This window comes from Borreliella bissettiae DN127, assembly GCF_000222305.1.
Classification (GTDB): Bacteria; Spirochaetota; Spirochaetia; order Borreliales; family Borreliaceae; genus Borreliella; species Borreliella carolinensis.
Genome location: NC_015917.1, coordinates 16,001 through 27,319 on the forward strand (window position 1 = coordinate 16,001; position 11,319 = coordinate 27,319).

Annotated in this window: 10 protein-coding genes and 1 pseudogene; 2 read left to right on the forward strand and 9 right to left on the reverse strand. The window is 25.1% G+C overall.

Annotated features, from left to right (window positions below):
- Positions 1–348: 348 nt before the first annotated feature.
- From BBIDN127_RS06480 to BBIDN127_RS06510, 8 genes are all read right to left on the reverse strand, one after another.
- Positions 349–1,008 (reverse strand): CRASP family complement regulator-acquiring lipoprotein, encoded by a 660-nt coding sequence (locus BBIDN127_RS06480; RefSeq protein WP_014023140.1) that lies wholly within the window; start codon positions 1,006–1,008, stop codon positions 349–351.
- A 577-nt stretch (positions 1,009–1,585) separates the two neighbouring features.
- Positions 1,586–1,804 (reverse strand): hypothetical protein, encoded by a 219-nt coding sequence (locus BBIDN127_RS06485; RefSeq protein ID WP_014023141.1) that lies wholly within the window; start codon positions 1,802–1,804, stop codon positions 1,586–1,588.
- A gap of 549 nt (positions 1,805–2,353) precedes the next feature.
- Entirely contained in the window at positions 2,354–3,169 is an 816-nt protein-coding gene (locus tag BBIDN127_RS06490; RefSeq protein WP_014023143.1) for a 5'-methylthioadenosine/adenosylhomocysteine nucleosidase, read from the reverse strand.
- A gap of 874 nt (positions 3,170–4,043) precedes the next feature.
- The gene (locus BBIDN127_RS08005) at positions 4,044–4,313 is read right to left on the reverse strand and encodes a CRASP family complement regulator-acquiring lipoprotein (RefSeq protein ID WP_081462142.1); all 270 of its coding nucleotides are present in this window, start codon (positions 4,311–4,313) and stop codon (positions 4,044–4,046) included.
- A gap of 190 nt (positions 4,314–4,503) precedes the next feature.
- Positions 4,504–4,821, reverse strand: a complete 318-nt coding sequence (locus BBIDN127_RS08010; protein WP_014023145.1) for a virulent strain associated lipoprotein — start codon at positions 4,819–4,821, stop codon at positions 4,504–4,506.
- 965 nt (positions 4,822–5,786) lie between these two features.
- On the reverse strand, positions 5,787–6,017 hold the full coding sequence (locus BBIDN127_RS07895) for a CRASP family complement regulator-acquiring lipoprotein (protein WP_044055037.1): 231 nt from the start codon (positions 6,015–6,017) through the stop codon (positions 5,787–5,789).
- A gap of 82 nt (positions 6,018–6,099) precedes the next feature.
- Entirely contained in the window at positions 6,100–6,459 is a 360-nt protein-coding gene (locus tag BBIDN127_RS07900; protein WP_233421663.1) for a hypothetical protein, read from the reverse strand.
- 530 nt (positions 6,460–6,989) lie between these two features.
- Positions 6,990–7,835, reverse strand: coding sequence for a virulence associated lipoprotein (locus tag BBIDN127_RS06510; RefSeq protein WP_014023146.1), 846 nt, complete (start codon positions 7,833–7,835; stop codon positions 6,990–6,992).
- A 422-nt stretch (positions 7,836–8,257) separates the two neighbouring features.
- Here BBIDN127_RS06510 and BBIDN127_RS06515 point away from each other — a divergent pair, with 422 nt between their 5' ends.
- A complete protein-coding gene (locus tag BBIDN127_RS06515) occupies positions 8,258–8,800 on the forward strand; it encodes a P52 family lipoprotein (protein WP_014023147.1) in 543 nt (180 codons plus the stop codon).
- Between the two features lie 1,204 nt (positions 8,801–10,004).
- A pseudogene (gene bdr, locus BBIDN127_RS06520) lies at positions 10,005–10,421 on the forward strand (Bdr family repetitive protein).
- A 351-nt stretch (positions 10,422–10,772) separates the two neighbouring features.
- Here bdr and BBIDN127_RS07905 read toward each other — a convergent pair.
- The gene (locus BBIDN127_RS07905; protein ID WP_014023151.1) at positions 10,773–11,066 is read right to left on the reverse strand and encodes a hypothetical protein; all 294 of its coding nucleotides are present in this window, start codon (positions 11,064–11,066) and stop codon (positions 10,773–10,775) included.
- Between the last annotated feature and the right edge of the window lie 253 nt (positions 11,067–11,319).

The window sequence follows — 11,319 nt, forward strand, 5'->3', positions numbered from 1 at the left end:
TCCTTGGGCGTAACCCAATCTTTATTATAATTGTTTAATTAATTTGATTTAATATTTAGTATAATATTGGAATAATCACAACAATATATCTATTGTCATAAGTTAATTTGACTGTTAATCTCTTATTGGGCTTGTTTTAATATTGAAATAATTGTTTATGTGCTTTTTGCGGTTTTAAAGGGTTTAAGTACTTTCCATTTCTTTAAAATTAGAATTTGTTTTTTTGTTTGTGTAATTAAGTCTTTATGCGCGTTATTAAAGCAATATTAATGAATAATAGATTTTTTTTATTAGGCCTTTAAATATTTAAAGGCCTAATTTACTTCAAAAATCCCGTGTTAATCGGTTTTAATTCATACGACTGGATATAGTGTTCTTCAGATCCCCAGCCTCTTTATTTTTCTCATTAAATTGATTTAATATTATACTTAGATATTCTTGTAATTTAGAATCCTCTGTTTGTATAGAATTTTTATTTTTTTGATAATCTAATAAAATTTGTTTTATGCTTGTTGAAAAAAATTTCCTTATAGAGAGTAATTGTTCAAGAGAGTTTTTGATCTTTTTCAAATCTAAGGTGGTTGCCTTATCTAGGGCATCTTTTTTTGAGTTTAAGTGATTAATTATCTGTTCTAGATTAAGTTCTAAAATTGCTATGCTATTTAACACCTTGTTTGTCAATTGTAGTGCTGGTTTGTGAAATATTTTTTCAAATTGATCAAATTCATCATCTGTTAAAAAACTATTTATAAAGTTGAAAGCTCTGCTGTCTATCTCGAAAGCTTTTCCTCCATTTTTACCGTTTACAGGTTTTTGATTTGCCGGGTTAGTCAGTGGCGGTTCGCTTTTGTCTATGCTTTCTTTAGTTGTCGATATTAAAGTTTTTATTTCATTAATATAGTCACTTTTTGTTTTATTTGGATGTTTTTTTATTGCTGCTTTATTATCATGGCCGGAATTGCAGCTGCTTAAAAGCGAAAAAACACACATAAATAAAATTATTTTCATAAACATTCTCCTTAATTGGCGTAGATTAATTCTATTGTTATATTAGAAATCATGCAATATAATAATGTATTTTATTGTCAATAATTATAATTTGCGTAGAAAATAATATCATCATCTTGTATTAATAGGATTAAATTTGCATTGTTTTGTTTTTTATACTTATAAACAGTAATCAAATTTTAGATGCCCACTTGTTATTTTTTAAATTTTTATTCTTATTTGATCTCTTTTTAGAAGAAATAATTTTTAGTTAGAAGGGGCATTCTCTTTTAGATCTATTAGAAATTAATTTTTTCTTATCTATTTAGCAATAAATGCAATAACAGGTGGCATAATATATCACAATTCCATATTATCGTCTGAATATTTACCGCTTTATTGTTTAAATTATGCCGTTATAAAAAATTCTCTATTTTATAATCTCTTTAAAGGCCCATTTATGTTTAAATTGTTTAATTTTTTTTATTTTAAAATATTCCGATAGAACCTCTTTTATAAAGTCCTAAATATCACTACAGTATTTTGTAACCGATTTGTATAACTTTTATTTATGCTTTGCAATTCTTCTTTACGCTTTTTATATTTTAGGGCTTCTTTTTTTGATAAATTTATTTGCGAATTCTTTAATTTTTTGATTTTCTTCTTTTTTTATATATTCTAACCAGTCTTCAAGTGTCTTATTTTTACCATGTAGTTTTTTAAATAATGAGTATTCTCTATCCCAACTAATAGTGACATCTTTATATTCTTTTATGATATTAATTTTTGATATATGGTTTTTAGGGAATTTAATCATATTAACTCTTCCTAACTGTTTAAAAATATTATAGCAGTTTGATTCTTTTATTTTTTGAATTTTGTGACTCGCAGCAATAACCGATTATAAATATTCTATAAACCGATCTGATTTCTAGATTTTTACTTAACATATATGTTTTAATTTTAAACTTGTAATGCTATTATTGCAAATGTTTGCTGGTAAATTATTAATGTTTTTGAACCTTTTCTTCTTCATCTTTTTTAATAGTGGAACTTTTTGAAAGTTTTATTTTAAATGGCTTATTTATAATATATGTTTGTATTTTTTAATTTGGCTTTAAATTTTATTTATATAGAAGCATATTTCCATCTTTAATGTTTGGCAAGGCAGAAAATACTAATCATTACTTTATTCCTTTTATGTTGATTTTAGCAAGGGGTTCTAATGATCGCCATAAGAAAAGAAGAGAGCAATTTTATAAGTTTAGAAATAAAAGCTTAAAGAGTGGGACATATGTTTCAAGACATTATAACTAAACTTAAATAAGATTATAAAAAAACAAAATCTAATTAAAAACTTAATAAATTACATTAACTTAATTAAGTTTTCTACTATTTTTGCTGAGCTGGAAGAAGCTTTTTTTAAAAATTTTTTATAATCATCATGATTATTCTCATTATTAACTATATCAGATATTCCCCGGATGATTATAAAGGGAATTTTAAAGCTGTGTGCTACTTGAGCCATTGCGGCGCTTTCCATGTCTATTGCAATTGCGTTTTCAAATTCTTCTGGAATTTCTTGAAAATTTTGATGGTCAATGAATTGGTCTCCAGTAATTATTAAGCCCATATATGAGGTTATATTGTTTATTTTTATTTTAGAAGTTTTCCTTATAAGGGTAGTGTTTGCCTTAAATTTTTTAGGGTGTTCTGGAACATGTCCAATTTCATATCCAAATTTATGTAGATCAAAATCATAGCTTGTTGTTTCTGTAGATATTACAACGTCTCCTATTTTTATAAATTTGTTTTTATTGCTATAAATTCCACTAGCAACTCCAGCATTGATTATGTGACTAATTTTGTATTTTGAGATAATATAGCTTGTCCAAAGGGCTGTATTTATTTTTCCAACTCCTGTAGCTATGGTAATTATATTATGATTCATCACTTTTCCAATGGCGATCTTTTTTTTTCTTTTATGTTCTTCTATTGGAATAGATTTTTTGTTTTGAATAATCTTGTTTATCTCTTCTATTTCTGCTTTTGTAGCTGAGATTATTAAAATATTACTTTGAGAATTTTCATTTGGGGCATTTATTTTTGACTCATTCCCCCAGCTATTTAAAACTACAGATAAAAAAAATATTAGTATATTTGCTATATTTTTGATTTTCATAAAAAAGCTCCCGTATATATTTTTTGTTAATTTATAAATTAGTATTTGCATATTTTTATAATTTAAATAATATTGCAATATTAAACTATTTATAGGGTATTTTTGTGTTTTGTTTTAAACAATAAAACAAGCTTTTAGTTAAGAGCAAAATTTAAATTTAATTGCTTTTGCGGGGTATTTGTTTATAATGCCAATGTACTTTTATTATAAGTAATTTTTAATTATTAAATACAAAGATTCTTATAAATTAAGCAGGATTGTGAATTTAATCTTAATTAAGATCTAAAATTATTTTTTTGGCTACAAAATAAGTATTGTAGGCATTTTTATATAGACATATCAGCTTAACTTTTTATTACTATTTGTTACTTGAAAAGTTATTTTAGGAATTTTTTTGACAAATCTATGTATTTATTCTTATAAAACATTTTTAATTTAAATATTGTAGGATTTATTTATAACTATTGAGCTGCTTATACATAGGCAAAGCAATAATAGTAGATTAATAATGAAAAGCACAATAATTTAAAAAAGGTTCAATATATAATGTTGTAGTAAATGTCAACATGAATTATTATTATTAATATTAATTCTCAAAATGGTAAAAGATTCTTTATTTGATGAAAGTAAAAGAATTTTTAACTTATATGAATTTTAGATGGATTTAATTTAATTAAAATTAATTTGTCCGCGGGCTTAAATATACTTTTTATTATACCCGTAAAAACTCTTTGAGTGGAAATAGTGTAATAATTTTTAAGCTAAAAATAATATTAATATTAATTTAATACTTACTCAAATAGATAAAATATTCCTTCACATAAACTAAATATACTGTTTTTAAATTATTGTTAATAAACTTAAAAAGTTAAACTTAAGGGTTATATGTTGACACTATAAACCCTTGCAAATTTTTTGCTTCTGTAGATAATTGCTTAAATTCATCAGCAAGTTTACTTACATAGTATTTAAGCTCATTGATATCTGTTTTTATAAGATCTTTATTATTTTCATAATCCAATATAATTTGCTTTGACATTCCCGAGACACTTTCTATGATGGATAATATTTTGGCAAACGAATTTTTAAGCGTCTTTAAATCCGAAATATCCAGTTTATTTAGTTTATCTTTTTTGGGGTATATGTGATCACTTACTGTGTCAAGAACTCCTCCAGAGAGTTAAAGGTGTTAAATATTCTGTATATTGGGCTCTGCTTTATAATAATATCAGAGAATGCCTTTAATTTATTAATATCCAAGGCACTTAAAATAGTATAGGTGTGTCTTCTGTGTCTTATAGATCTTTCGGTATTCGCAGATATCCTTTCAGTTCCTACCCCCCCCATATTGATCTTTGGGTTCTTCTTTCATTTTTTATATACTTTTCTTTATGCGCATTAGTTGTTTCTATTAAATTTTTTAAATCATTAAGTAGTGTGGTTTTTAGCTCTTCCGCTTCTTGTTGTTTCCTTTTTAGTTCTTCCTCTTCTTGTTGTTTTTTCTTAAGCTCTTCTTCTTGCTTTGATTCTTCTATTTTAGGCCTTGATTTTTCAGTAGGTGGGGATTTAATATCTTTTTGTTCAGTGTTAAAATTTGGATTGCAAGCTAAAAATAGGAAAATAAATATATTTACAATGTTATTGTATTTCATAAATACTCTCCTTTATATAATTTCCATATTTACTCATACTATACTTAGTATAAGTAATTATTTAATCTAATTAAATAAATAATTTATTGCAACTTGAACTTTTTTAGAATCTATTTTATAATCCCCTATTAATTTTTACCAAATTTGTTCATTTCAAAAATAGCATATTCCATTTGTGAAGTATATTCTTAATATTTATTGTTTCAAAATTCAAAGACTTTGAGAGCATAAATAATTTTTAAAGCATTTAAAATTTTTATAGGGTGTTTTTGTAAGGTAAATAATGCTTCTCATTTGGTTACTTCTATCATTTGCACTTTTTTGTTATTTTTTATTTGATTGTAGTTTTACAAAAAATTAAGATTATTGAATATACTTATTTATAAATTGTTTGCTACATTTTTAAAAATTTAATTTTTATAAATTAATATACTAATTTAAGCAATACCGGTTCAAAAATTTAGATATACCCAATTATTGTAATAAAACAAGTGTACTATTCTTTCAAGCTTTTTGCAGATTCTTTAATTATTCTTAAATCTTTTATCCTTTTAAGATATTTTTAAGTTTTTCTAAAAACCTCTCCGGTTCATTTAAATCTTCGATTTTAATTTTGGCAGCTTCAAGAATACTTTTGGGGCCAATAAACATCATTTAATTTAAAGTTTATCTTAATATCGATTTAATCTTTCTGAAATTAACAGTAAAGATTTTTATTATAAGTAAATTTATTATTGGGTTTGTTTTATTATTAAAATAATTGTTTTTGCAATTTTTATTTTTTTAAGGTTCAATTGTTTACCATTTCTTAATTAATTTCAATTATAATTTGTTTTTCTGTTTGTGTAATTAAATTTTAATTTGTTTGATTAAAGCAATGTTAACAGGGGTTAATAAACTTTTTATTAGACCTATATATTTAAAGGACTAACTTACTTTAAACCCCTCTATTAATAAATTTTAATTTATAATGCTGGTATAGGTATTGCTAATATGGTTTTTTTCAGATTTCTAACTTCTTTAATTTTTTCATTAAACTGATTAAATATTGTATTGAAATAGGATTCTGATTTAGAATCATCCGTTTTTATAGAACCGGTGTTGTTTTGATGATCTAATAAAGTCTGTTTTATGTTTGTTGAAAAAAAATTCCTTATAGAGAACAATTGTTCAAGAGAATTTTTGATCTTTTCCAAATCCACGGTATTTGCTTTATCTAAGGTATCTTTTTTTGAGTCTAAGTGATTAATGTCTGTTCTAGATTAAGTTCTAAAATTGCTATACTATTAGTACTTTGCCTGGTGATTGTAGTTTCGGTTTATTAAATATTGTTGAGAATTTATCAAATTCATCATCTGTTAAAAAACTATTTATAAAGTCGTAAGCTCTTTTATATATTTCAAAAACTTTCTCCCCATTTTTACCATCTACAGGGCTTTGATCCGCTGGCTCAGGTTGTTGTAGTTTGCGTTTTTCGATGCTTTCTTTAGTTGCTGCTATTAAATTTTTTGTCTCATTAATATATTCGTTTTTTGTTTTATCAACATGTTTTTTTATTTCCGTTTCAGTGTCATGGTTGGCAGTACAGCTGTTTAAAAGTAAAAAAACACAGATACATAAAATTATTTTGTTTTTCATAAAAACATTCTCCTTAATTGGTATAGACTAATTGTAGTCTTATATTAAAGAACATACAACCAGTGTATTGATGATTCGGTATGTTGTTAATTGGGAAGGCAAGTATCATATAAATCAGCGAGTGGCACGAATGTTCTTTGTATAAAATATTTCTCGATTTTAGAATGATATTTTTAATATCACAATTGCTACATAGTTTACTTATGGGAAAATCTATCTACTTTAGTAAACTTGTAGTTAGTTGTAATCGATTTGCATGATAGAAATATAAAATGTAGCTCTAAATTCCAAGGCTTCTTCTTATAAAGAAATAAAAACTAAGGCAAAAATTGTCTGAAGCAAAGCTTTATGGGATTGTATTAGTTGTTAGATTGCTGTTTTTGTAGAGCTTGAAAATCATCATGGGATGAAGTAATAAGCTATTTCGATAATCAGTGATTTAAAAATAGCAGTTTACTACAACGTTAGGCCTATCTTTAATTAAAGATAGGCCCTTACATTATGGACAATTTCAATATATAACAGATAAATTAAAGGCTTTCTGTTGAACATATGTCATTTTTTAGCTTTTCTGCTTCTTCGATTTTTTTTGTCAGTTGATTGAAAAGTGTGTTTGCATGAGATTTAAGTTCATTTACATCTGTTTGTATACGATTTGTATTATTTTTATAGTCTAATAAGAACTTATACAGCATTTCCGAAGCGATTTTTTTTGTCTCTAAAAAATTTTCCAAAGAGTTTTTAAGCCTTTTTAAGGCCGAAATCTCTAATTTTTCTAGATTGTCTTTTTTGGGATGCAAAAAATCAACTATCTCTTCAAAGATACTCCCAAGTGAGTTAAGATTGTTAAATATTCCTTGTGTTTGGCCTGATGCCATTACAATGTCTGAAAAATTCTTTAAGGCATCATTATCAATAGCATTTAAGATGCTATAAGTTCGTTTTCTATAGGCTTTAGATCTTTCGGTATTTGCGGATAACTGTTCACTTGTTCCGTCTAGCCAGAACAACTCTTTGAAGGCCAGTATTCCATATTGGTTTGAAGATTCTTCTTTTAATTTTTGTACATATTTATCTTTATCTGCTTTAGCTTTTTCTATTAAATTTCTTAAATCATCAAGCAGTGTGTTTTCTTTTTGGTTATTAATTTCCTCGTTTTTTTTGGAGCTTGCTTCTTGATTTGAGATTTCTTCTTGATTTGGTTTTGTTTTTGTTTTAGGGGTTAATCCTTTTTTATTGGATTTTAGTCTTTTTTTATTAGATTTTAGTCCTTTTTTACTAGATTGGTACCCTATATCTTTTTTATTGGTGTTAAAATCTGGATTGCAAGCTAAAAATAAAAAAACAAATAAGTTTGCAATAATGTTATATTTCATAAATATTCTCCTTAATTAAAATCTAAAATTTATAATCCAATATTAAATATAATCTAATATTGTGTTATATCCAATATTAAATTCAATCTATATTAGATCAAATGTAGGACAGTAAAATATTGGAAGATTTATAACAATATTTTTATTGTGATAAGGTTTATATTATTTTTATATGTATTAATAATTTTTTTATTAAGCGTAATTATTATACTCTTACATAAATATTTAATTTCTATGAATCAATAGAATGCTTTGGTATTTACAAATCTTGAGAAAAGATAAAATTGGTGTAAGCTTGCGTATTATGCTTATTAGTTCTAGTGTAATCTATCTTATTAGTAGAACTTTTTGAGTTTGGCAAGAATAGTGTTTTGATAAACTTCTATAGTTTATTTTGGTATTCGGATGGGCAAGGAGTATGTATGAAGGCTTTCTTTAGAATGTATATAATAATATTAGCCTTAATTTTATTGGGTTGTTATTTGCCTGATAAACAAGAACAGGCCGTTAAAACTTTTTTTGATAATTTTAATGATTTAGAAGATTGTGGTATGCGAGCTGATGATATTATTACTGAGGGCAAATTTTCTAATTTAAAATTATACGCATCTGAACACCGTTTGCTGGATGATATAGAGAAGACTCTCTATAACTTAAAATATGGCAGTTATCCGGAAATACCCCCATTGCCTGACTATAATGAGGAGTATTTTGATAAATTCTTTTTAGATTTGGGTTCTGAGCGATCTAGAGAATTGATTAGATTGTTTGGTAGGGTAAAAAATGATCATAATAATAAATTTAAAAGTGAAGTGTATTTTTTGTATTCATGCATAAGAGAATTATATTCTTCAGATATTAAGTATTCTGGCGAAGATTCATATGAATATATTGTTTTTATGCCCAGGCCTACTATTGATCAGCAATATTTTAAATTAAAAAAAGAAATAGAAAGGGTGTTTTAAGATGATTAATTTTTCATCTGTTAATTTTAAGATAATTTTAATTTTTAATATCAATGTTTTTATTCTTCGAGAAAACCAATTGGTTTGACTTTTTTAAAAAAAATTAGCGCCAATAAAGAGTTCATAAATACAGAATATGTTCTAGTACTAGTCAAAAGAAATACTTTTCAAAAGTATTTCTATGTGTAAGGTTTTGTATAACAAATGTCAAGTGATAGAAAGGGATTCTTATAAAGAAATAAGAAAAATTTTTGTATTTGATTTAAGTAAAGTAAAAATTAATTTCCCATGCTTAAAGCAAGTTGATAGTGTGGCGTTTTTGTTGCATGGAGTAATTTAAATTATGTGCATAATAATTTTTTATAAAAATTAGAAAATTAAATAAAACATAAGGGTTTTATAAATATAAGAGTAGAAAAATAGGCAAGGTTTTATTAAATTTAATGAAATTCACAATATTTATAAAAATTAATTTTTTTTTTAAAAAAAAGATGTTATAAAACTACTTTATAAATAAGTACATTTACCATTCCTAAATTTTTTACAATATTGCGATCAAATAGAAAATAATAAAAAAGTATAAATGATAAAAGTAACCAAATGAGAAGCATTGTTTACTTTACAAAAGTATCCTATAAATACTTTAAATGCTTTACAAATTATTTATGCTTTCAAAGTTTTTGAATTTTGAGAGCATAAACATTGAGATTTGCTTCCTAAATGAAATATGCCGTCATTAAAATGAATAAATTTGGTAAAAATTGATAGGGAATATATAAAATAGATTCTAAAAAAATTTAAGTTGCAATAAAATATTAAATATTTGCTTGTAATAAGGATAAAATAATTAAATAAAAGTAAATGCTTTTATAGCAATTTTAGTTATATTATTTAAAGTTTTAGTAATTGTAGTTTAAATTTATAAAAATATAACTTGACTATAGTGTAATTTTGGTTATACTATAAATTAGTTCGACATTGGCTCGAATTGTAAATATTAGCGATGAAATAGGGCTTAAAGCAAATTTTTTTAAAGAATTTGTCTTAAGCCCTATTCATTTTATATAACACTAATTTTTCTAATTTACGGTTTATTTATATATTTTTAGTAATTGTTCTTTATTGGGCTTATGATAATCTAGGGCGTAATAGGCCCAGATTTTTCTTGTATTTACCCTATATTAAAATAGGGTAAAAATCATCAGTGGTGACAACAAGTATTACTGAAGAGCAAATATATGGAGAGTTTCTACGATTAGGTATGGAACAACTAATGGCTCAAGATTTGTCAAAAAGATATTATCACAATGAGCTTACATATAGAGATTTAGAAAATTTAGAAAAGCAATTTGGGATAAAGTTTGACAATTTTGTTACTAAGATTGATACTGTTAAAAGTGAACTTACTACCAAGATTGATAACGTAGAAAAGAATTTACAAAAGGATATGTTTAATTTGGAACAAAGGCTAGAAGCAAAGCTGTAAGCCAATAACAAAGTTCTTTTGGAAAAGCTTAGAGCCAGTAACAGAATAGTTATTATTGCAGTAGTAGTTGTGCCCACTGCTATATCTATTCTAACTCCCTTCATTACGTCATTAATTAGCAATTATTTCAAGTAGAAATTGTAAAGAATTTTTTACCTTAATCAAGAAAAAAGATTTTAGATATAATTCGTTTTTGCAATTTACAAGTATTTTTGTAGATTCCCAGTTTTTTTAGGTTAGCATTAATGTATAACGTTAGAGTATGTAAATTTTTGCAAGGTTCCTTTTCAGTAATAAAATTTGAAATCAAGTTTGTAATAGTGGATTTAAGCTCGTTGGAGCTGTTTTTATAATAATTCAGATTGTTTTGATTGAGCTTTAGAGGTGCAAAGGATTTAATGTAGTTAAGTTTTTGTGATAGATTTAATATGCACGGTGTGTCAACTAAAAAGATGCTTTGTGAATTAGAGTTGTGCTTGATTTCATTTAGTGTTTTTTAGACTTTGCAATCAAAGAGCAAACAATTCTCAGTTGTTTAGTAGTAAAAACAAAACCAAATATCTTTTTTGCCACATAATTAATTTTGGTTGTATTAATAGATATCAATCTATTTTTGTCTAGATTTTCAATACATCTGGAAATTTTATTGGAGCAAATTAGGTAATGTTTTTGAATTTGTAAACCGCTGTCCAATGTATAAGAAATTGTATTAGATTGGAAATTGTAAGGAGTTTTTATGTTTTGATTTTTTAGATGAGCTAATGGAATTCCAGCAGTCATAATAATTCCAAGTTAAATGGTGTTTAGTGCTAGAAGAATTAATAAGATTCTCGCTAATTAAAATAAATTCATTCGGAGTTATTTTATAAATTTTTTTTGTTTAGCAAATTTACCTTTAAAAAAAAATTGCATAAAAACATATAAACATTATATACTTCTTTGTAAGAATTTCAAAAGAAGTTATAAATTTGTAATTTGGAGATAAGATTTGGTATTCATGAAACATCTAAATTAAAAATTTGTAATTTGAGGT

Excerpts from the sequence above, each read along its gene's own strand:
- BBIDN127_RS06480 (WP_014023140.1), bottom strand. The coding sequence starts at position 1,008 with ATGAAAATAATTTTATTTATGTGTGTTTTTTCGCTTTTAAGCAGCTGC.
- BBIDN127_RS06485 (WP_014023141.1), bottom strand. The coding sequence starts at position 1,804 with ATGATTAAATTCCCTAAAAACCATATATCAAAAATTAATATCATAAAA.
- BBIDN127_RS06490 (WP_014023143.1), bottom strand. The coding sequence starts at position 3,169 with ATGAAAATCAAAAATATAGCAAATATACTAATATTTTTTTTATCTGTA.
- BBIDN127_RS08010 (WP_014023145.1), bottom strand. The coding sequence starts at position 4,821 with ATGAAATACAATAACATTGTAAATATATTTATTTTCCTATTTTTAGCT.
- BBIDN127_RS07900 (WP_233421663.1), bottom strand. The coding sequence starts at position 6,459 with ATGAAAAACAAAATAATTTTATGTATCTGTGTTTTTTTACTTTTAAAC.
- BBIDN127_RS06510 (WP_014023146.1), bottom strand. The coding sequence starts at position 7,835 with ATGAAATATAACATTATTGCAAACTTATTTGTTTTTTTATTTTTAGCT.
- BBIDN127_RS06515 (WP_014023147.1), top strand. The coding sequence starts at position 8,258 with ATGAAGGCTTTCTTTAGAATGTATATAATAATATTAGCCTTAATTTTA.
- BBIDN127_RS07905 (WP_014023151.1), bottom strand. The coding sequence starts at position 11,066 with ATGACTGCTGGAATTCCATTAGCTCATCTAAAAAATCAAAACATAAAA.